The organism is Micromonospora sp. MW-13, from assembly GCF_003434305.1.
Classification (GTDB): Bacteria; Actinomycetota; Actinomycetes; order Mycobacteriales; family Micromonosporaceae; genus Micromonospora.
Genome location: NZ_QKKX01000016.1, coordinates 41319 through 62481, shown reverse-complemented (window position 1 = coordinate 62481; position 21163 = coordinate 41319). Strand labels below are relative to the sequence as shown.

At 72.8% G+C, this 21163-nt stretch carries 17 protein-coding genes and 1 tRNA gene; 11 read left to right on the top strand and 7 right to left on the bottom strand.

Features of this window, described 5'->3' with window-relative positions; genetic code table 11:
• Nucleotides 1-73: 73 nt before the first annotated feature.
• The 3 genes from C5N14_RS11450 to C5N14_RS11440 form a co-directional block, all read right to left on the bottom strand.
• Nucleotides 74-880, bottom strand: a complete 807-nt coding sequence (locus C5N14_RS11450) for a WecB/TagA/CpsF family glycosyltransferase (RefSeq protein WP_117668117.1) — start codon at nt 878-880, stop codon at nt 74-76.
• Nucleotides 877-1950 carry an NAD-dependent epimerase/dehydratase family protein gene (locus tag C5N14_RS11445; RefSeq protein ID WP_117668070.1) on the bottom strand — a complete coding sequence of 358 codons (1074 nt, stop codon included), beginning with the start codon at nt 1948-1950 and terminating at the stop codon, nt 877-879. The genes C5N14_RS11450 and C5N14_RS11445 overlap by 4 nt, the downstream gene beginning before the upstream one ends.
• A 128-nt stretch (nt 1951-2078) precedes the next feature.
• Nucleotides 2079-2164: transfer RNA gene (locus C5N14_RS11440), tRNA-Leu, on the bottom strand.
• 232 nt (nt 2165-2396) lie between these two features.
• Here C5N14_RS11440 and C5N14_RS11435 point away from each other — a divergent pair.
• From C5N14_RS11435 to pknB, 7 genes are read left to right on the top strand one after another with little or no spacing between them, the layout of a single operon-like run.
• Nucleotides 2397-3173, top strand: coding sequence for a DUF3662 and FHA domain-containing protein (locus tag C5N14_RS11435; RefSeq protein WP_117668069.1), 777 nt, complete (start codon nt 2397-2399; stop codon nt 3171-3173).
• 6 nt (nt 3174-3179) lie between these two features.
• Nucleotides 3180-3668 (top strand): FHA domain-containing protein, encoded by a 489-nt coding sequence (locus tag C5N14_RS11430; RefSeq protein ID WP_007073875.1) that lies wholly within the window; start codon nt 3180-3182, stop codon nt 3666-3668.
• Nucleotides 3665-5098 carry a PP2C family serine/threonine-protein phosphatase gene (locus C5N14_RS11425; protein WP_117668068.1) on the top strand — a complete coding sequence of 478 codons (1434 nt, stop codon included), beginning with the start codon at nt 3665-3667 and terminating at the stop codon, nt 5096-5098. Before C5N14_RS11430 ends, C5N14_RS11425 begins: the two co-directional genes overlap by 4 nt.
• Nucleotides 5099-5128: 30 nt before the next feature.
• Nucleotides 5129-6619 (top strand): FtsW/RodA/SpoVE family cell cycle protein, encoded by a 1491-nt coding sequence (locus C5N14_RS11420; protein WP_117668067.1) that lies wholly within the window; start codon nt 5129-5131, stop codon nt 6617-6619.
• Nucleotides 6616-8121 carry a penicillin-binding protein 2 gene (locus C5N14_RS11415; protein ID WP_117668066.1) on the top strand — a complete coding sequence of 502 codons (1506 nt, stop codon included), beginning with the start codon at nt 6616-6618 and terminating at the stop codon, nt 8119-8121. Before C5N14_RS11420 ends, C5N14_RS11415 begins: the two co-directional genes overlap by 4 nt.
• 1 nt (nt 8122) lies before the next feature.
• Nucleotides 8123-9580, top strand: a complete 1458-nt coding sequence (locus C5N14_RS11410) for a serine/threonine-protein kinase (RefSeq protein ID WP_117668065.1) — start codon at nt 8123-8125, stop codon at nt 9578-9580.
• Entirely contained in the window at nt 9577-11388 is a 1812-nt protein-coding gene (gene pknB / locus C5N14_RS11405; RefSeq protein ID WP_117668064.1) for a Stk1 family PASTA domain-containing Ser/Thr kinase, read from the top strand. The genes C5N14_RS11410 and pknB overlap by 4 nt, the downstream gene beginning before the upstream one ends.
• A gap of 161 nt (nt 11389-11549) precedes the next feature.
• Here the strand turns inward: pknB and C5N14_RS11400 are convergent, their stop codons facing one another.
• The 4 genes from C5N14_RS11400 to C5N14_RS11385 all read right to left on the bottom strand — a co-directional run bounded on the left by C5N14_RS11400 (nt 11550) and on the right by C5N14_RS11385 (nt 15319).
• Nucleotides 11550-12200, bottom strand: a complete 651-nt coding sequence (locus C5N14_RS11400; protein WP_117668063.1) for an aminodeoxychorismate/anthranilate synthase component II — start codon at nt 12198-12200, stop codon at nt 11550-11552.
• Nucleotides 12201-12204: 4 nt separating this feature from the next.
• Entirely contained in the window at nt 12205-12480 is a 276-nt protein-coding gene (locus C5N14_RS11395; RefSeq protein WP_117668062.1) for a hypothetical protein, read from the bottom strand.
• Nucleotides 12481-12482: 2 nt separating this feature from the next.
• Complete coding sequence (locus C5N14_RS33015; protein ID WP_243639452.1) at nt 12483-13628, bottom strand: class E sortase; 1146 nt, start codon at nt 13626-13628, stop codon at nt 12483-12485.
• A gap of 884 nt (nt 13629-14512) precedes the next feature.
• Nucleotides 14513-15319, bottom strand: a complete 807-nt coding sequence (locus C5N14_RS11385) for a DUF881 domain-containing protein (RefSeq protein WP_117668060.1) — start codon at nt 15317-15319, stop codon at nt 14513-14515.
• Between the two features lie 230 nt (nt 15320-15549).
• On the opposite strand from C5N14_RS11385, the gene C5N14_RS11380 reads away from it, so the two are divergent.
• The 4 genes from C5N14_RS11380 to C5N14_RS11360 all read left to right on the top strand — a co-directional run bounded on the left by C5N14_RS11380 (nt 15550) and on the right by C5N14_RS11360 (nt 20955).
• Nucleotides 15550-15813: a cell division protein CrgA gene (locus C5N14_RS11380; RefSeq protein ID WP_117668059.1), complete on the top strand. Its 264-nt coding sequence runs from the start codon at nt 15550-15552 to the stop codon at nt 15811-15813.
• Nucleotides 15814-16119: 306 nt separating this feature from the next.
• Nucleotides 16120-18315: a (Fe-S)-binding protein gene (locus C5N14_RS11370; protein ID WP_117668058.1), complete on the top strand. Its 2196-nt coding sequence runs from the start codon at nt 16120-16122 to the stop codon at nt 18313-18315.
• A 335-nt stretch (nt 18316-18650) separates the two neighbouring features.
• Nucleotides 18651-19961, top strand: a complete 1311-nt coding sequence (locus C5N14_RS11365) for a hemolysin family protein (RefSeq protein WP_117668116.1) — start codon at nt 18651-18653, stop codon at nt 19959-19961.
• Entirely contained in the window at nt 19954-20955 is a 1002-nt protein-coding gene (locus C5N14_RS11360) for a hemolysin family protein (protein ID WP_117668057.1), read from the top strand. The genes C5N14_RS11365 and C5N14_RS11360 overlap by 8 nt, the downstream gene beginning before the upstream one ends.
• Nucleotides 20956-21163: the final 208 nt, after the last annotated feature.

Sequence of the window (21163 nt, the reverse complement as noted above, 5' to 3'; positions counted from 1 at the left end):
GGGTTCGCCCCGTAACCCGTCCCCGTAGGGGACGCCGACGTCGGGTTGACCGGCGCTGCGAGGTGGACGCGCGTCAGACGGCGAAGGGGGCGGGGCGCTCGGTGGCCGGGGCGGGTGGCTTCGCCTTCCACAGACCGGTCTTCTGCGCCGCCAGCCGACCCAGGTACGCCGGGTTGAGGATGACGTACCGGCGCCAGAGCCGCTTCGGCTCCAGGCCGAGCCGCCAGAACCACTCCAGGCCGGCCCGCTGCATCCACGGCGGCGGGTTGCGCAACAGCCCCGCGTGGTAGTCGAAGGCGGCCCCGACGGCCATCAGCGGCATGTCCAGCAGGGGCCGCATCGCGTACGTGAAGACCTCTTGGCGCGGGCAGCCGAGCCCGACCAGGACGAGCCGGGCACCGCTGGCCCTGATCCGGTCGGCGATCTCGACGTCCTCGCCCGGCTGCACGGCGCGGAACTTCGACGGCTCCACCCCGGCGATCTTCAGCGCCGGGAACATCCGCTCCAGCGCCGGGATCAGCCGGGCCAGGGTCTCCTCGGTCGAGCCGTACAGGTAGACCGGCAGGCCCTCCTCGGCGAACCGGCGCAGCACGTGCAGGGTCAGCAACGGGCCGTAGACCCGGTCGGTGAGGCCGGCGTGGTGCAGCAGGTTCAGTGCCCAGCGCACCGGCTGCCCGTCGGGGGTCACCACGTCGAACGAGTTGAGCCGGGCGTTGTGCGCCGGGTCGAGCACCCCGGTCATCACGCCGTGCACGGCGAGCGCGGTGAGCGCCAGCGGCCGGCGCTCGTGCGCCGCGGCCACCACCCGCTCGGTCGCGGTGGCGTAGTCGGTGGCGTCGACCAGCACGCCGAGAACGTTGCGCTTGCCGTCGACAGTCATGCGCCCGGAACCCACTTGTCCACGTTGGCCTCGTAGATCTCCCGCATGATCATCGGTACGTCGTACACCTGCTTCCACTCCGGGTAGTCGGCCTGGAACGCCTCGTTCGAGCCGATCCACCACTTGTGGTCGCCGATCCGGTTCGCCTCGACGTACTCGGTGACCATCTCCTGGCCGGTGATCTGCTCGGCCAGGGCGAACGCCTCGCGGTTGGAGGTGTTGGAGTGCCGTCCGCCGCCGAGGTTGTAGATGGCCGCCGAGCGCGGGTCGCGGAAGAAGACCTCGAACGCCGACACCACGTCGGAGCTGTGGATCGCGTCCCGGACCTGCTTGCCCTGGTAACCGAAGATCTTGTACGTCCGGCGCTCCATGTTGGCGCGCATCACGTACCCGAGGAAGCCGTGCAGCTCGGTGGCGGAGTGCGCCGGGCCGGTCAGCGTGCCGCCCCGGAAGCAGGCGGTCCGCATCCCGAAGTAGCGGCCGTACTCCTGCACCATCACGTCGGCGGCCACCTTCGACGCGCCGAAGACCGAGTGCAGGCAGGCGTCGATCGACATGTCCTCGCGGATGCCCTGCTCGTACGGGTGCCCCGGCTCGATCTCCCACCGGGTCTCCAGCTCGACCAGGGGCAGGCTGTTGGGGCGGTCGCCGTACACCTTGTTGGTGGAGCAGTGGATCACCGGCGCCTCGACGCAGTGCTCGCGGACGTTCTGCAACACGTTCAGCGTGCCGCCGGCGTTGACGTCGAAGTCGGTGAACGGGTCCCGCACCGCCCAGTCGTGCGACGGCTGCGCGGCCGTGTGGATCACCACGGCGATGTCGCGGCCGTACCGGCCGAAGAGCTTCGCCAGCGAGTCGCGGTCCCGGATGTCGATGCTGTGGTGCGAGTACGCCCCGCCCAACTCCTCGGCCAGTCGCCGGACGTTCCACGCGGTCGACGCCTCGGCGCCGAAGAACTCCTGCCGCATGTCGTTGTCGATGCCGACGACGTCGAGACCGAGGCCGGCGAAGTGCCGGACCGCCTCGGAACCGATCAGGCCGCCCGACCCGGTCACCAACGCGACACTCACACGCCACTCCTGGTCTATAGGAGGCAGGGAACGATCGGAGCATAGCGTGACGTCCGGCACCGACCGGACGCGACGCAGGGCACCCCGAAACGACTCAAGGGCCCCGCATCGCTGCGAAGCCCTCGATCTGGTGGGGAAGGGGGGAGTTGAACCCCCACGCCCTTTCGGGCACACGGACCTGAACCGTGCGCGTCTGCCATTCCGCCACTTCCCCGTGGCTGACCGGGAACACTGTAGCCCGCCCCGGTTCCGCTGTCGCCAGCGGCCCGGCACATCCTACGGTCTTTCCGACCCTCGCCGCGACCGGTTACCGTTCGTGGCGGACGAAACTGTAGCACGAGGGCACCGGCCCTTCCGAACGGGCCGGCAGAAGCCGGCCGAGCGGCGTGTGAGCTGCGCGCGCGCCGGCCGGATACCATCATGTCCTCGGGACCGAGGAGGAGCCGGTGAGCGTGCTGCAACGCTTCGAGAAGCGTCTGGAAGGCCTGGTCGAAGGAGCCTTCGCCAAGGTCTTCAAAGGGGTGGTTCACCCCGTGGAGATCCTCAACGCCATGCAGCGGGAGGCCGAGGCGCACAAGGCGATCCTGGCCGGTGGGCGCACGTTGGTGCCCAACCGCTACGTGATCGATCTCTCGCCCTACGACCACAGCCGGCTGGCGCCGTACGCCGCCGCCCTGGCTCAGGAACTGGCCCAGTCGCAGGCGGAGTTCATCGGCGAGCAGGCCTGGACGGTCTACGGCGACGTGATCGTCGAGATCGAGCGCGGCGAGGGTCTCGACACCGGGATGTTCCGGGTCACCGCCGAGGTCTACACCGGCGGCGACGTCGCCCCGGTCTCCGCGCCCGGCTACGACCAGGGCGGCTACGACGCGGGCCCGCCCGCGTACCCGGCGTACGACCAGGGCGGCGGCTACGGCCCGCCGCCGGGGCACGGCGGCGGGCGCAACGTCCGGTTGGTCTCCGGCGACGGCCGCACCTACCCTCTCCAGATGGGCTCGACCGTGATCGGCCGCGGCGACCAGGCCAACCTGCGCCTGCCGGACGTCGGCATCTCCCGGCGACACGCCCGGCTGGACTTCGACGGTGGCCAGGTCGTGCTGACCGATCTCGGCTCGACCAACGGCACCATGGTCAACGGCCAGCGGGTCTCCGCCGTCGCCCTCAACCCCGGCGACATGATCCAGCTCGGCACCACCACCCTGACCTTCCGCGTGGACGGCTGATCCGCCTTGCCGGAACTCGTCATCACCGTCGCCCGGTTCGGGTTCCTGATTCTGCTGTGGATCTTCGTGTTCACGGTGGTCGGCGTCATCCGCCGGGACCTGTTCGCGGGTGCCCGTTCGGGTCGGCTGGTGGCCGCGCCACGGGCGGTGGGGGCCTCGACCGGGCAGCCGCAGGCCAAGCCGGCGAAGGTGAAGCGGGGCCGGGCCGCGCACCAGCTGGTGGTGACCGCCGGCCAGCTCGCCGGCACCCGGATCACCCTGGGCGAAGCGCAGATCACCATCGGTCGGGCCGAGGATTCGACCCTGGTCATCACCGACGACTACGCCTCCGCGCGACACGCCCGACTCGTGCCGCGTGACGGGCAGTGGTTCGTCGAGGACCTCGGATCGACTAACGGCACCTACCTGGATCGCGCTAAGGTCACCGGACCAACCCCCGTCCCCCTCGGCGTGCCGATCCGTATCGGCCGCACCTCTCTCGAATTACGGCCATGACTCTGACCCTGCGCTATGCGGCCCACAGCGACCGCGGTCTGATCCGAGACGGTAACCAGGATTCCGTCTACGCCGGGCCGCGGCTTCTCGCCGTCGCCGACGGCATGGGCGGCATGGCCGCCGGTGACGTCGCCAGCAACATCGTCATCGGTGCCATGGAGCCGCTCGACCAGGACGTCCCCGGTGACGCCCTGGTCGACGCGTTGCGCTCGGCCGTGGGCACCGCCAACCAGCAGCTCCGCGACACCGTGGACGCCAACCCGCAGCTGGAGGGGATGGGCACCACGCTGACCGCGACCCTCTTCTCCGGCACCAAGCTGGGGATGGTCCACATCGGTGACTCGCGGGCCTATCTCCTGCGCAACGGCGAGTTCGCGCAGATCACCAAGGACGACACGTACGTCCAGATGCTCGTCGACGAGGGCCGGATCAGCGCCGAGGAGGCGAGCAGCCACCCCCAGCGTTCGCTGCTCACCCGGGCGCTCGACGGCCGCGACATCGACCCGGAGTACAGCGTCCGGCAGGTGCTGCCCGGCGACCGCTACCTGATCTGTAGCGACGGCCTGTCCGGCGTCGTCAGCGCGGAGACCATCGCCGACACCCTGCGCGAGTACGCCGACCCGCAGCAGTGCGTCGAGCGGCTGGTGCAGCTCGCGCTGCGCGGCGGCGGCCCGGACAACATCACGGTGATCATCGCCGACGCCACCGACCAGGACATCGTCGAGGCGAGCCCGATCGTCGGCGGCGCCGCCGCCCGTGACCGGGGCATGGCCACCTCCGCCGACGTCTCCACCCCCGCCGCGCGCGCCTCGGCGCTGTCCGCGCCCCGGCCGCCCGCCCCCGAGGAACCGGCCGAGGACGACGACGACCGCCCGAAGCGCCGCCCGCTGCGGACCACCGCGATGCTGCTCGGCCTCGTGGTCATCCTCGGCGGCGTGTTCTTCGCCGGCTGGAGCTACACCCAGCGGCAGTACTACGTCGGCGCCACCGAGCAGGGCCAGGTGGCCGTGTTCCGGGGCGTCCAGGGGCAGATCGCCGGCCTGGACCTCTCGGCCGTGCACTCCACCAGCCCCGCCCGCCTGGACGATCTCACCCTGGCGGCGCAGGAGCAGGTCAAGCAGGGCATCCCGGCCAAGAGCGAGCCGGACGCCGAGCGCCGGCTGGCCGAGCTGACCAGCGACGACCCGGCCAACCCGAACCTGAAGCCGATCTGCCCGGCCGGGCCGACGGCGACGCCGGACCCGGCCACCCCGGATCCGGCGACCCCGACGCCCACCACCCCCGCGGCCACCCCCGGGACGAGCCGTACCGCGGTCGCCAGCGGCGAACCCGCCGCCACGTCGACCCCCGCGCCCACCACCACACCCGACGCGCCGCCCTCCGACACGGTCCCGCCGGCCGACCCCGCCGGCTGCCGGTCGCCCGAGTGAGCGTCGGCTGAGAAAGCCCGAGGACCATCCGTGACCGCAGCGGCCGCACCGGCAGCCTCGCCCGCCACGACGGGCGAGCAGCCCGGCGTACGCCTGGCCAGGTCGCGGCGCAACGCCGAACTGTCCCTGCTGCTGCTGGCCCTGGTGATCGTGGCCGCGTACGGCGCGACGGTGGAGGCGACCGTGCTCGACACGGTCACCCCGGACTTCTGGGTCCCGACCGCCGTCCTGGCGGCCGTCTTCCTCGCCCTGCACGTGGTCATCCGGTTCCTCGCGCCGTTCGCGGACCCGGCCCTCCTACCGGCGGTCGCCCTGCTCAACGGGATCGGCGTGGGCTTCCTGCGCCGGCTCGACCTGGCCCGGGCCGCTCCGGAGGAGCGGGAGACCCTGGCGATCTTCGCCGGCAACGGAGGGCGGCAGTTCGCCTGGACGCTCGCCTCGGTGGTCCTCGCCGCCGCGCTGCTGGCGCTGATGCGCGACCACCGCTCGGTCTCCCGGTACGCGTACACCCTGGGCCTCGCCGGCATCGTGCTGGTGATGATCCCGGCGGTGCTGCCGGCGAAGTACTCCGAGATCTACGGCGCGAAGCTGTGGATCCGCATCGGCGGCTTCAGCATCCAGCCGGGTGAGTTCGCGAAGCTGGCGCTGCTCGTCTTCTTCGCCTACTACCTGGTGCGCAAGCGCGAGGTGCTGTCGCTGGCCAGCCACCGGGTGCTCGGGATCGACTTCCCGCGCGGGCGGGACCTGGGCCCGGTGCTCGCGGTGTGGGTGCTGAGCGTGCTGGTCCTCGTGTTCGAGAAGGACCTGGGCACCTCGCTGCTCTACTTCGGCATGTTCGTGGTGACCCTCTACATCGCCACCGAACGGGTGAGCTGGCTGCTCATCGGCCTGATCCTGTTCTTCGGCGGGGCGTACCTGGCGTACGTGCTGGGCGGCGTGATCGGCGGGCCGTTCGCGAACTTCCACCTGCGCGCCGAGATCTGGCTGGACCCGTTCGCCGATCCGTACGAGGACGGCTACCAGTTGGTGCAGGGCCTGCTGGCGCTCGGCAGCGGCGGCCTGTTCGGCGCCGGGCCGGGCGGCGGGCAGCCGCTGGAGATTCCAGAAGTGCAGAACGACTTCATCTTCGCCGGCATCGGCGAGGAGATCGGCCTGTTCGGGCTCTCCGCGCTGCTGGTGGTCTACCTGCTGATCGTGGAGCGGGGGCTGCGGGCCGCGCTGGCCGTGCGGGACTCGTTCGGCAAGCTGCTCGCCGGTGGCCTCGCCTTCACCCTCGGCCTCCAGGTGTTCGTGATCGTGGGCGGGATCAGCAAGCTGATCCCGCTGACGGGTCAGACCACCCCGTTCCTGTCCGCCGGTGGCTCGTCGCTGATGGCGAACTGGCTGCTCATCGCGGTGCTGCTGCGGGTCTCCGACGGCGCGCGCCGTCCGGTGACCGGGGTCGGCGGCTCCGCGGCCCGACCCGGGGGCGGCCCGCCCGAGCAGCTGCACGGTGCCCCCACGGAGGTGATCCGGCCGTGAACGCACCCCTGCGCCGTGTCGGCGTCGTCGCGATGGTCCTGTTCGGTCTGCTCTTCGCGAACCTGAACTGGATCCAGGCATACAAGGCCGACGAGTACCGCAACAGCGACTACAACGGCCGGGTCCAGGTGGCCGAGTACGAGCGCAAGCGCGGCAACATCGAGGCCGGCGGCACCGCCCTGGCCACCAGCAAGCAGACCAGCGGCAAGCTGCGCTTCCTGCGCACCTACCCCGGTGGGGAGAAGTACGCGCACGTCCTCGGCTACAAGCCGGTCAACCTCGGCGACACCGGCATCGAGCGGGTGGAGAACGACTTCCTCGCCGGCACCAGCGACGCGCTGATCGCCAACCGGATCAAGGACATGTTCACCGGCGACGAGACCGGTGGCGGCAACGTGCTGCTCACCCTCTCCAAGCGGGCCCAGGACGCGGCGTACAACGGGCTGGCCAAAAACGACGTCGGGGCGAAGAAGGGCGCGGCGATCGCGTTCGACCCGCGTACCGGTGCGGTGCAGGCGCTGGTCTCCATGCCCAGCTTCAATCCGAACCCGTTGGCCAGCCACGACAGCAACGAGGCGACGGCGGCGTACAACAAGCTGGACAAGGCCCCGGACGGCCCGCTGAAGAACCGGGCGCTGTCGGAGGTGCTGCCTCCCGGGTCCACCTTCAAGATCGTGGTGGCCGCCGCAGCCCTGGAGAACGGCGTCGGCAAGAACACCCCGATCCCGGCCGGCTCCAGCTGGACCCCGCCGACCTCGGGCACCCCGATCCGCAACGCCGTGCCGTCGATCTGCCCCGAGGACCAGGTCACCCTCCTCGACGCGGTCACCGAGTCCTGCAACACCGGATTCGCCCAGCTCGGCGTCAGGCTCGGCGCCGACAAGGTGAAGGAGAAGGCCCGCCAGTTCGGCTTCGAGCAGGAGGGCCTCACGGTCGGCCAGCTCGGCGAGGACGGGCTGCCGACGGCGGCCAGCCGCACCGGGGCGATGCAGGGCCCCGACGGCGCCACGGACCCGGCCGCCCTGGCCCAGTCCTCCATCGGCCAGCGCGACGTCAAGATGACCCCGCTGGAGGGGGCGATGATCGCCGGGGCGGTGGCCAACGGCGGCAGCCAGATGCGCCCGTACCTGGTCCGGCAGTTGCTCGCCCCGGACCGCACCACCAGCTACTACACCGCCAAGCCACGGGAGCTGCGCAAGCCGGTCAGCGGCCAGGTCGCGTCGGACCTGCGCGACATGATGGTCAGCGTGGTGGAGAACGGCACCGGCCGCAACGCGAAGATCAACGGCTACACGGTCGGCGGCAAGACCGGCACCGCCCAGTCCGGCCCGCAGACCCCCGACCACGGCTGGTTCATCGGCTTCGCCCTCGACAAGAACGGCACGCCGGTCTCCGCGGTCTGCGTCGTGCTGGAGGAGGCGGGCAGCGGCGGCAGCGCCGAGGCGGCCCGGATCGCCGGCAAGGTCATGCAGGCGGCGATCGCCGACTCCGGGGGCCGCTGACATGCTCGGCCCCGGCGTCCAGCTCGGCAACCGCTACCGCCTCGACGAGCGGATCGCCAGCGGCGGCATGGGCGACGTGTGGCGCGGCACGGACCAGGTGCTGGGCCGGACGGTCGCGGTGAAGAGCCTGCTCCCGGCGCTGCTGGACGAGCCGGGCTTCGCCGAGCGGTTCCGCGGCGAGGCGCGCACCATGGCCACCATCAACCATCCCGGCGTGGTCGACGTCTACGACTTCGGCAGCGACCAGCACATCGCCTTCCTGGTGATGGAGTACATCGAGGGCGACGCGCTATCCGCCACGCTCAGCCGGGTCGGCCGGCTCACCCCGGCCCGCACCATGGCGCTGCTCGCCCAGGCCGCCGACGCGCTGCACGCGGCGCACTGCAAGGGCATCGTGCACCGCGACGTGAAGCCGGGCAACCTGCTCGTCCGGCCGAACGGGACGCTGGTGCTGACCGACTTCGGCATCGCCCGCTCCGAGCTGGTCGGCCAGCTCACCGCGGCCGGCTCGGTGCTCGGCACCGCCTCGTACATCTCCCCCGAGCAGGCCACCGGCGCGGTGGCCACGCCCGCCTCCGACGTGTACGCCCTCGGCGTGGTCGCGTACCAGTGCCTCGCCGGACGGCGGCCGTTCGAGGGGGACAACCCGCTTGAGATCGCCATGAGGCACGTCCGGGATGCCCCCCGGCCGCTGCCCGGCGACATCCCGCCGCCGGTCCGGGCGATCGTCGAACGGGCGATGGCCAAGGACCCGACAGCCCGCTGGCCCAGCGCCGCCGCCCTGGCCGGGGTGGCCCGGCAGGCGAAGCTCGCGCTCGGCCAGCAGCCCCGCACCGCCGGGCAGCTCGGCCAGATCTCCGCCGCGCCGGCGTCCCCGGCGGCCCCGCAGGCCCGCGCCCAGGTGCCCCCCGGCCCGCGCCAGCCGCCCCGCCCGCCCGTGGTGGCGCAGCGGCCGGTCCCGACGTCCGCGCCGCCGCAGTCCCGGCCACCGGTCGCCGCACCCCGGCCGCCGGTCGTCCACCAGCCGCGCCCGCCGGTCGTGCACCAGCAGGCGCAGCCCCCGGCGGTCGTCTCCCGCCCGCCGGTCGCCAGCCCGCCGGCCTACCCGCGCGGCGCCGCGACCGTGCCACCGGCCCCGGTCCGGCAGGCCGGCCCGGTCGGGTACGTCCAGCAGGCCGGCCCGCCGCCGGCTCCGCCACAACAGTCCCGGTCAGGGGCGATCCTGCTGGTCGTCGTGCTGGCCGTGCTGGTCCTGCTCTGCTCCGGCGTGATTTCCTACAACTTCCGGAAGAACGCGGCGGCCGGAGATCCCGGCGTCCTCGGCACTCGGGCCGTGACCTCCGGCGCGCTGGCGGTCGGCGAGGGCGACGAATCCTCCCGGACGCCGTACCGTCGGGTGCAACGGCTCCTGCCGAGTGGCGGCGGGCCGACGACGAGCGAAGGACGACAGACGCGATGACAGCGCAGGCCCGCCTGCTCGGTGGCAGGTACCAGGTCGGCGAGCTGCTCGGCTACGGCGGCATGGCCGAGGTGCACCGCGGCCGCGACCTCCGGCTCGGTCGGGATGTCGCGATCAAGATGCTCCGGGCCGACCTGGCCCGGGATGCGACGTTCCAGATGCGGTTCCGTCGGGAGGCGCAGAACGCCGCCTCGCTCAACCACCCCGCGATCGTCGCCGTGTACGACACCGGCGAGGAGACCGGGCCGACCGGCGAGACGCTGCCGTTCATCGTGATGGAGTTCGTCAACGGGCGGACCCTCAAGGAGGTGCTGGGCGTCGAGGGGCGCCTCCAGCCGCGCCGGGCGCTGGAAATCTGCGCCGACATGTGCGCCGCGCTGGAGTTCAGCCACCGGCACGGGATCATCCACCGGGACATCAAGCCCGGCAACGTGATGCTCACCCAGACCGGCCAGGTCAAGGTGATGGACTTCGGCATCGCCCGGGCCCTGGCCTCCGGCGCCACGACGATGACCCAGACCAGCGCGGTCATCGGCACGGCGCAGTACCTCTCGCCCGAGCAGGCGCGCGGCGAGGCCGTCGACGCCCGCTCCGACGTGTACGCGGCCGGCTGTGTGCTCTTCGAGCTGGTCTGCGGCCACCCGCCGTTCGTCGGGGACAGCCCGGTCAGCGTGGCGTACCAGCACGTCCGGGAGGCCCCGCCGACCCCGAGCGACATCAACCCGGACGTCAACCCCGCAGTCGACGCGATCGTGCTGAAGGCGCTGTCGAAGAACCCGCTCAACCGGTACCAGAGCGCCGGCGAGATGCGGGCCGACCTGCTCCGGGCGGCGGCCGGCCGGCCGGTACTGGCCACCCCCGTGATGCAGGAGGCCGAGACCACCCCGATGGCGGCCGCCGGTTCGGGATACCCGACCCAGGTCGTCGGCGGCGCGGCCACCCGGCAGCAGCCGCCGGCCCGGGTCGGCGACCCCCGGCGGCGCAAGGCGTCCTCCTGGGTGATCGCCACCTTCGCGGCGCTCGGCGTGCTCGCCGTGATCGCCCTGGTCGCCGCCATCCTGCTGAACCAGGGCGGCCCCGAGAAGGTCGGCACCCCCGACGTGGCGGGGCAGACCAAGGACGCCGCAGTGGCCGCGATCGAGGGAGCGGGCCTGGTTCCCGCCGTCGGCGACCCGGTCTTCGACAGCACCTGCAAGAAGGACACGGTCGTCAAGCAGGAGCCGCCGGCGCGCACCGAGCTGGAGAAGGGCCAGGGGGTCACCATCCAGCTCTGCGGCGGCAAGCCGGAGGTGCCGATCCCGACCGCCCTGGTCGGCTCCCCGTTCAAGAACGTCGAAAAGCAGCTTGACGGGCTGAAACTCGTGGTGATCAAGAAGGAGGTCGACAACGCCGCGCCCGAGGGGGAGGTGACGAAGGTCGACCCGCCGTCCGGAACCATGGTCGCCGAGGGGGCCGAGGTGACGGTGACGGTCTCCAAGGGCAACATCCGCCAGGTGCCGAACGTCGTCGGCTCGTCGGTGGAGGACGCGAAGCGGGAGCTGGAGCGGGCTGGCTACAAGTACAAGGTCGTCGACGGCGACGAGGTGCCGGCCGACCAGGCCGGCAAGGTGTCCGGCCAGAACCCCGCACCGGGCAGGCAGTTGGAGAAGGGTAGGACGGTGACGATCGAGGTCGACATCGTCGAGCCCAGCCCGGATCCCACGGAGCCGACCGGGACGCCGTCGCCCAGCAACAGCCCGACCCCGCCGGGGGGCAGCGGCGGTGGGCTGCCGTTCCCGACCCCACCGGTCCGCCTCCCCGAGCGGTGACCTCCGAACCCGGCCCTGATCAGGGGCCGGGTTCGCCGCCGCGAGCCTGATCAACTCGACGTCGATGACATGGGGCGTTCCGGTATCGAGGATGACCCCAGGTCATTGACCTGGAGTTGATGTTGACGTCGGGCGGCGTGACGTCGGGCCAACGGGTGGGGTCAGGCGGCGGCGAAGGCCGAGCGGCGCCGGGCGTCGACCTCGGCGGCCAGCTCCGGCGCGCGCTCCAGCGCCTCCGGGTGCCCGCAGCCCGCCAGCCAGTTGGCCAGCATGAGATGGCCGCCCTCGGTGAGCACCGACTCCGGGTGGAACTGGACGCCCTCGATCGGCAGCGTCCGGTGCCGCATCGCCATCACCACGCCGGAGCCCGTCCAGCCGGTGACCTCCAGCTCGTCGGGCAGCGTCTCGGGCAGCACGGCGAGCGAGTGGTACCGGGTGGCGGTGAACGGGTCCGGCAGCCCGGCCAGCACCCCCACCGAGCGGTGCCGCACCTCGGACGTCTTGCCGTGCAGCAGCTCGGGGGCGCGGGCCACGGTCGCCCCGAACGCCTCGCCGATCGCCTGGTGGCCCAGGCAGACGCCGAAGATCGGCAGCTCGCCCGCGTACCGGCGGATGACGTCGAGGCAGATGCCGGCCCGGTCCGGGCTGCCCGGCCCCGGGGAGAGCAGGACGCCGGCCGCGCCGACCCGGCCCACCTCCTCGACGTCTATCTCGTCGTTGCGTCGCACGTCGCAGTCCACCCCGAGCTGGCCGAGGTACTGCACCAGGTTGAAGACGAACGAGTCGTAGTTGTCGATCACCAGGACGCGCATCGACTCACCTGTTCGGGGTGGGGGGCGGGGTGTTGTTCTGGTCGGTGTCGTACGGCAGGTCGTGGTCGTCGCCGGCCGGGGCGTTGCCGTCCCCGCCCGAGTCGCCGCCCGGCACGCCCGAGTCCTGGGTGACCTGCACGTCGTCGAAGGGGAGCAGCGGCTCCGCCCACGGGAAGACCACGTACCAGAGCAGGGCGACCGTGGCGGTGGCGAGCAGCAGCGAGCCGACCAGCTTGCCGGGCAGCCCCAGCGGCAGCCTGCGCCAGATCCAGCCGTACATCGTCAGCCCCCCAGCTCCGCCGGCCGGCCCGCCGACTTGGCCGCGGTGTGGTCCAGCTCGGCGTGGATGATCAGGCGCTGGTAGTTGTCGAACTTCGGGTTGCAGGTGGTGAGGGTGAGCAGCTTCTTCGTCGGCTTCGCGTCGGGCGCCATCGGCACCGGGGCGACGACCTCGACCTGGTTCGGCCTGACGATCCGGGTCTTGTAGACCTTGTAGACGTACCAGTCGGTCTTGCCCTCGACCACGATGGCGTCGCCGCTGTTCAGCTCGTCCAGCCGCCAGAAGGTGGCCCGGTTGCGGTGGCCGGCGACGGAGAAGTTTCCCAACTCACCCGGCATCGCGCTGTCCGGGTAGTGGCCGGGGGCGTACCGGATGTCCTCCTGGGTGACGCCCTGGACCACCACCCAGTTCTTGTCCAGCTTCGGAATGTAGAGCCCGGCGAGGGGCTTGCCGTGCACCGGCGGCTTCTGTTTCGCGGTGGCGGTGGCGGTGGCGGTGGGGGCCACGGTGGGGTCGCCGCTGGGACCCCAGGCCTGGGCGAGCTGGCGGTTGAGGTCGTTCTGGTGGGCGTCGACGATGGCCGACTTGCCCCACACCTCGTACCCGGCGAAGAGGAGCACCACCAGGCCGAAGGTGATCAGCACCTCGCCGGACACCCGTAGCCCGGTGCGCAGCCGGGTCCAGACGGACGGCCGGGTCAGCTCGGAGTAGACGCTCCTGTAGCCCTCCCTGGTCTGCTCGGCCCGGAGCTGGACCACCCGCTCGCCGCGGCGGGGCCGGGGCGGCTCGGCCGGCTCGGCGTCGGCCGGGTCGTCGCCCTCCGGCATGCGGGGCACGGCACCCATCAGCGCGGTCGAGTCCAGGGCCGGGCCGGGGGCCGGCGGCCGGCCGGGCACCGCCGGGATGAGCGCGGTGGCGGCCGGGTCGGCGAGGTGGTCCCCGCCATCCGGCGGGACCGCCCGCTGGTCGGAACCGAACAACGCGGACCCGGAGCGGAGGCCGGGACCGGACGGGTGCGGCCCGGTGCGGTCGGCGGGGCCGGACGCGGCCGGCCCGGAGCGGGGGCCGGGCCCGGCCGACGACGGCCCGGAGCCGTCGGCGGCCTCCGGGGGCCGGGGACCCGGGCGGTCGCCGGTGCCTGGCTGCATCGGCCCGGGGTAGCCGCCTCGGGGCGCTGCCGCCCCGGCGCTGCCGGCCGAGCGTCCGTCGATCAATGGGAGGAAGGCGGTGGGGGACTCGGCGGACCCCGGGCGGCTCGCGGAACCGAACTCGGAACGCTCCCCGGCCGGCCACCCGTACGGCTCCGGCGCGGCCTGGTCGGCGGGCCTTCCAGGTGGCGGGGGACCGGACCGGTCGGCGGGCGGGCGGGCGGGGCCCCCGGCGGCCGGCTCGGTGGCCGGGCGCAGCGGGGGGCGGGTACCGGCCCGCGGGGCGGGCTCCCGTGGTGGCGTGGTGGCTCGCGGGCCGGTCTCGCGTCCCGGCGCGACGACTCGCGGATCGGGCTCGCGTCCCGGCCCGGCGGTGGACCGGTCCGGCGGGAGGCCCGGTCCGTCGGCGGCCCGGGAACCGGGTCCGCGCCCGAGGCCGGCCGCGGACGGGCCGGGCTGTCGCACCGGGCCGGCGGCGGGTGGGGCGTGCGGGTCGCGGGTCGGCCCGGGGAACGGGCCGGCACCGGGCGTCGGCCGGGGGCCCGGCCCGTTCGCCGCGGGTGGCCGGGCGGGACCGGGTCGCTCAGGCGTGCCGGTCGCGGGCCTGCCGGGGAACTCGGGGGCGTGGGCCGGGGGGCGGTTCGCGGCGGGGCCGGGCCAGGCGGGCGGCGCGGCCGGTGGCTTCGGCCGGGTGCCGGGCGTCGCCGGGTCACCGGCCCGGGGGGCCGTCGAGCGGGGCGGCAGCACCGGGTCGGGCCAGGGGCCGGACTGGCCCCGGCGCTCCGCCGGGTTCGGGCCGGAGCGGTCGACCGGGGGGAGGACGTCGGTCGGGTCCTCGTCCCGGCCGCGGTGCTGGCCGTCCCAGCGGTCGTCGGGCGTCCGGTTCATCTGGGCACCTTGGCCGCGCGCAGGGCGGTCGAGTCCTCGAAAGCGGGCACGGTGACCGTCGAGACCGTCTCCCGGTACCCGAGGTGGAAGTCGTTCACCACGCCCTTGAACACCCGGACTCCCTCGGAGGCGGCGAGGGCCTGCTGGAGGGCAGCGGGATCGCCGATTGCTACGATCTTGAAAGGTGGGGAGTACACCCGGCCGTGCAGCAGCAGGGTGTTACCAACGCAGCGTACCGCGCTGGTGGCGAGCACGCGGACGTTCATGATTGACATGGCCTCCGCGCCGCCGGCCCACAGCGCGTTCACCACCGCTTGGACGTCCTGCTGGTGGACGACCAGGTCGTCGTTGCTGGCACCTTCGGGCAGCCCCTGCTCCGGCCGTCGCGGCGCGTCGTCCAGCTCGACGACGACGCCGGTCCCGCGCAGCGCGGTGAACCCGGCGGCCTGGCGGCTGGCGGCGGCGCGGTCCCGCTGCTCCCTGATCGGGCTGTCGGAGCCGGCGAGGGCGGCGGTGTCGCCCTCGACCTCGTCGCGCAGCCGGGCGGCCCGCCGCTCGCTCGCCGCGACCTGCTCCCTGCGGTCCTCGATGAGCTGGGTGAGCTGGGGGCGACGGTCCTCGCGCAGGGCGGTGCCCCCGGCGGTCGTCGCGGTGGTGGTGAAGAGCAGCCCGGCCGCGGCGGCGATCAGCGGCACCCCGATCGACCAGCCCGGTCGGCGCTGGCGTGGGCGCCGGGGCAGGAGAGCGACGACCGCTCGCCGGAGGACCTTCCGCCAGGAGGCGGCGCCGGATGTGTACTCCACCGAGCGTTCCTTCCGCGTCGTCTGGTGTCAGCCCGCGACGACGCGGACCGGTGTGGAGACCCGAACAGTCCCGCCCTTTTCGGTCACTCCGCGCATCGGCCTGACCCCATTCGTGGCCTGGACGGGCCTTCGGGACTACGCTAGCTGTCGAAACATTATTGGCCATGGACCGTCGCCCCCGCGCCCGGTTGTCAGGCCGGACGAGGTCGTCACCCCCTCTGGAGAGCGTCGTGCCCAAGTCTCAGGTCCGCAAGAAGAAGGTGTACACCCCGCCGACGGACGTGCGTCCGACGGCGACGGCGGCGACGCGCAAGCCTAGCCCGGTCTGGCTGCCGATCACGGCGGTTGCGCTGATCGTCGCCGGAATCGGCTGGCTGGTGGTCTACTACCTGTCCGAGCAGGCGTACCCGGTCATGTCGTGGGGTTACTGGAACCTCGCGGTGGGCTTCGGCGCGATGGTCGGCTCCCTGGTCCTGCTCTCCCGCTGGCGCTGATCCGGCCGGGCCACCGGCGCGGCGTGTCGTCCCCGGTGGCGGACCCGATCCACGTCACCGCGCGAGCCCCTGCCCGGCGCCTCGGCGCCGGGCCCCTTATGGTGTCCGCAGGGCGACGCGGCCCCGGGTGCGAGAAGTCTCACGTTACTGCTGGGTAACCTTGCGCGTAGGCTGCACTGCATGACTGAGTGAGCGAGGTCATCGACCGGTCCGGTCGGGGCGCGGGGGCGGCGGAACGCCGGTCAGCCCCTGACCGTCCCCGGTCGCCCAGCCGCTCGACAGGCAGCAGACCGGGAGGCCAACTCGATGGGCAGCGTCCAGATCGTCACCACGATCCTCGCGGCCGCCATCACCGCCGTGGCGGTGTGGCTTGCGGCGCGCGCGGTCATGAAGATGGTGGCAGTGATCAGGTTGGGTCAGCCCGACCCGGAGCGGTTCACCGACCGGGGCGCCCGCACGAAGACGATGCTGGCGGAGACCGCCGGCCACACGCGGATGCTCAGGTGGAGCGTGGTGGGCGCCGCGCACTGGTTCGTGATGGTCGGCTTCATCGTGCTGTCGCTGCTGGTGCTGGAGGCGTACTTCGAGGTCGTCTCCCCGACCGGGGGCCTGCCGCTGATCGGTGGCCTGGCGGTCTACGGCCTGGTCACCGAGCTGATCGCGGTGCTCGGCGTGGTCGGCATCCTGGTGCTGATCACGATCCGGGTCCGCAACCGGCCGACCCGGCCAGGCGGGCGGTCCCGGTTCACCGGCTCGACCATGTGGCAGGGCTACTTCGTCGAGGCCGTGGTCCTCGCGGTGCTGATCATGGGCTTCGTCGTCCAGGGCTTCAAGGTCGCCACCGACCACTTCGAGTACCCGGTCTGGGCCACCCCGGTCAGCCACGCCGTCGGCTCGTTGCTGCCCGACTGGGAGGCCGGCGTCAGCATCGCCGCCCTCATCAAGATCGCCATCTCGATGACCTGGCTGATCGTCATCGCGCTCAACGTGACCATGGGCGTCGCCTGGCACCGCTTCCTGGCGTTCTTCAACATCTTCTTCAAGCGCAACCCGGGGGCGGCCGGCTCCGGTCTCGGCGCGCTGCGGCCGATGATGAGCGAGGGCAAGCCGCTCGACTTCGAGGAGGCCGACCCCGAGTCCGACCAGTTCGGCGTCGCCCAGGTCGAGCAGTTCACCTGGAAGGGCCTGCTCGACTTCAGCACCTGCACCGAGTGCGGCCGGTGCCAGTCGCAGTGCCCGGCCTGGAACACCGGTAAGCCGCTGTCGCCGAAGCTGCTCGTGCTGAGCCTGCGCGACCACGCGTACGCCAAGGCGCCGTACCTGCTGGCCGGCGGCGGCAAGGACCTGACCGGCGAGGAGAAGGCCACCGCCGCCCAGCTCGCCCACATGGACGTGCTGGCGCTCGCCGAAGCCGAGAAGCCGCTGATCGGCGGGGCCGAGGAGGGCGGGGTCATCGACCCGGACGTCCTCTGGTCCTGCACCACCTGCGGGGCGTGCGTCGAGCAGTGCCCGGTCGACATCGAGCACGTCGACCACATCGTCGACATGCGCCGCTACCAGGTGCTGATCGAGTCGAGCTTCCCGTCCGAGGCCGGCGTGATGCTGCGCAACCTGGAGAACAAGGGCAACCCGTGGGGCGCGCCGCAGAACACCCGGGAGGACTGGACCAAGGGCCTCGACTTCGAGGTGCCCCGGGTCGGCGAGGTCGAGGACTTCGAGTACCTGTTCTGGGTCGGCTGCGCCGGCGCGTTCGAGGACCGGGCCAAGAAGACCACCCGGGCGGTCGCCACGCTGCTCAACGAGGCCGGCGTGAAGTTCGCCATCCTCGGCGAGGGCGAGACCTGCACCGGTGACCCGGCCCGCCGGATCGGCAACGAGTTCGTCTTCCAGATGCTCGCGCAGCAGAACGTGGAGACCCTCAACGAGGCGTTCGAGGGCCGGGAGCAGGGCAAGCGCAAGATCGTCGCCACCTGCCCGCACTGCTTCAACACCCTGGGCAACGAGTACGGGCAGCTCGGCGGCGAGTTCGAGGTGGTGCACCACACCCAACTCCTGGCCCACCTGGTCAGCAGCGGCAAGCTCACCCCGGTCCAGCCCGTCGACGGCGGCGTCACCTACCACGACCCCTGCTACCTGGGCCGGCACAACCGGGTCTTCACCCCGCCGCGCGAGGTCCTCGACAGCTCCATCGCCGGCGAACTCACCGAGATGCCGCGCAACAGCGAGCGCTCCTTCTGCTGCGGGGCCGGCGGCGCCCGGATGTGGATGGAGGAGAAGATCGGCAAGCGGATCAACGTGGACCGGGTCGAGGAGGCCATGTCCACCGGGGCGAAGACCATCGCGGTCGGCTGCCCGTTCTGCTCGACGATGCTGAACGACGGGGTGAACGGCAAGGGCGCCGGCGAGCAGGTCGAGGTGGTCGACGTCGCCAGCGTGTTGCTCCGCTCGGTCAGGCCGGCGGACGCCGCCGGCGCGAAGGAGACCGCGGCGGCCGGTAGCTGACGGCCATCCAGCCACCCGGGCGCGGCGGCACCCGGACGGGTGCCGCCGCGTCGCTTTCGGGGTGGTCGGCGACCCGGTCCCGCACCACGTCCATGGCGGGCGGCGACGCCGGCGGCCCCTCGGGCCGCGTCGCGTCGCGGTTCCCGGCTGGAGAACCGCGGCCGGCCCGGGTCAGGTGACGGTGGCGGTCGCCACGACGGGCGCGGCGGTGGCGACGATCAGGGGGCCGGCGACGGGCCGGCGGCGACTGCGCGTGGTCGTGTGCGACGCGGCCGGTCGTGGAACAATCGCGCCGAGGTGAACCGATCATCGACAGTCCTCTTGTTACCACGGTGTTGCCCCTGGTCGGCTTCGTGCTGCTGACGGCGGGTAACGCGTTCTTCGTCGCGGCCGAGTTCGCCCTGGTCACCGTGGACCGGCCGGAGATCGACCGGCGCGCCGCGGCCGGGGACGGCGGGGCGGCCACGGTCCGCCACGCGCTGCACGAACTCTCCTTCCAGCTCTCCGGGGCGCAGCTCGGCATCACCATCACCGCCCTGCTTACCGGGTACCTGGCCGAGCCGGCGCTGGCCCGCCTGTTCACCCCGCTGCTGCACCCGCTGGGGGCGTCCGCCGACCGGTTCACCCCGTTCCTGGCCCTCGCCCTGGCGACCCTGCTCTCCATGCTCTTCGGCGAGCTGGTGCCGAAGAACCTGGCGCTGGCCCGGCCGATGCCCGCCGCGCTGGCCACCGCCCCGGGGATGCGCGGCTTCTCCCGCGCGTTCGGGTGGCTGATCAGAGGGCTGAACAACTCGGCGAACACGCTGGTCCGACGCCTCGGGGTGGAGCCGCAGGAGGAACTGGCCAGTGCCCGGTCCCCGGAGGAGCTGGGCCTGCTCGCGGTGATCTCGGCCCAGGCCGGCGCGCTCCCCCCGGACACCGCGATGCTGCTACGGCGCACCATCCGCTTCGGCGACAAGCGGGCCGCCGAGGCGATGACCCCCCGGGTGGACGTGATCGCGCTACGCGCCACGGCCAGCGTGGCCGAGCTGCTCACCCTCGCCCAGCAGACCGGCCGGACCCGGTTCCCGGTCTTCGAGGAGACCCTCGACCTGGTCACCGGCGTCGCGGCGGTGCCGGACGCGCTGGGCGTCCCGCTCGCCCGCCGGGCCGGCACCAGCGTCGCGTCGGTCGCCCGGGAGCCGGTGTACGTGCCGGAGAGCCTCGACCTCGACGGCGTCCTCTCGGCGCTCAAGGCGGCCGGCTCGGACCTGGCGATCGTGGTGGACGAGTACGGCGGGACCGACGGCGTGGTGACCATGGAGGACCTGGTGGAGGAGCTGGTCGGAGAGATCGCCGACGAGTTCGACCCGGCTGCGGTCGACGACGTCGGGCCGGTCGAGCTGACCGTGCCGGGCGGCGAGCGGACCGCCCTGGTCGACGGGGTGCTGCGCGAGGACGAACTGGCCGAGCAGACCGGCTTCCGGCTGCCCGAGGGCCCGTACGAGACCCTCGCCGGCTTCCTGATGGCCCGGCTCGGGCACATCCCGGTGGCCGGGGAGACGGTCGAGGAGAGCGGGTACGAGTTCACCGTGGTCGAGGTGGAGCGGCACCGCATCGAGCAGGTGCGGGTGGTCCGCCCGGAGGAGCCCGGCGACGATGCTTGAGCTGTCGGTGACCGTGCTGCTGCTGCTCGGCAACGCCTTCTTCGTCGGCAGCGAGTTCGCGCTCATCGCGTCCCGGCGGACCGTGATCGAGCCGCTCGCGGCGTCCTCGAAGCGGGCCCGGTGGGCGCTGTCGGCGATGAACCAGATCCCGCTGATGATCGCCGGGGCGCAGCTCGGCATCACGGTCTGCTCGCTGGGCCTCGGCGCGATCGCCGAACCGGCGCTGGCACACCTGCTGGAGACGCCATTCCACGCGCTGGCGCTGCCGGCCGGGGCGGTGCACCCGGTGGCCTTCCTGATCGCCCTCGGCGTGGTGGTCTTCCTGCACACCGTCGTCGGCGAGATGGTGCCGAAGAACATCACCCTCGCCGGGCCGGAGCCGGCGGCGCTCTGGCTGGGCCCGGCGATGCTCGCGTTCTGCACGGCGACCAAACCGCTGCTGCTGGCGATGAAGTGGGCGGCGCGGCAGGTGCTGGGGCTGTGGCGGGTCGAGGCGACGGACGCGGTCAAGACGGTCTTCACCGCCGAGGAACTGGCCGGGCTGGTGGCCCAGGCCCGCACGGAGGGGCTGCTCGACGCGGAGGAGCACGCCCGGATCACCGGCGCGCTCGCGCTGCACAGCCGCACCGCCGCGGACGCCCTGCAACCGTGGTCGACGGTGACCACGGTGGCCGAGGACGTCTCGCCGGCCTCGCTGGAGGTGCTGGCCACCCGCACCGGCCGGTCCCGGTTCCCGGTGGTGCAGCGGGCCACCCGCCGGGTGCTCGGCTTCGTGCACGTCAAGGACGTCCTCGGGTACGCCGGGGCGGACCGCCGTGCGCCGGTGCCCGCCGAGGTGTACCACCCGCTGGCCGTGGTCCCGCCGGACCGTACGCTGGCCGACCTGCTGCTGGCGATGCGCCGCGAGCGGCGGCACATGGTCCTGGTCAGCGACGGGCGCCTGCCGCTGGGCGTGGTGACCCTCGACGACGTGTTGACGGCCATCGTCGGCTGAGCGCCCCGGCCGGTCGGCCGGCCGCTCGGCACGGCCCGGGCCCGCCGGTCGCGCCGCGACCCACACCCGTTGTGTGCGAACGGTTGTCGGGGCGTGACGGTGGGCCGCCCCGCCTTGATTCCCCGCGCGGGCCTCCCTTAATGTGGGGCGCTGACCGCTGTGGGTCGTCTGCCTCGATCTTCCCTCTCGCGAGGCGCCCGGCGGTCGG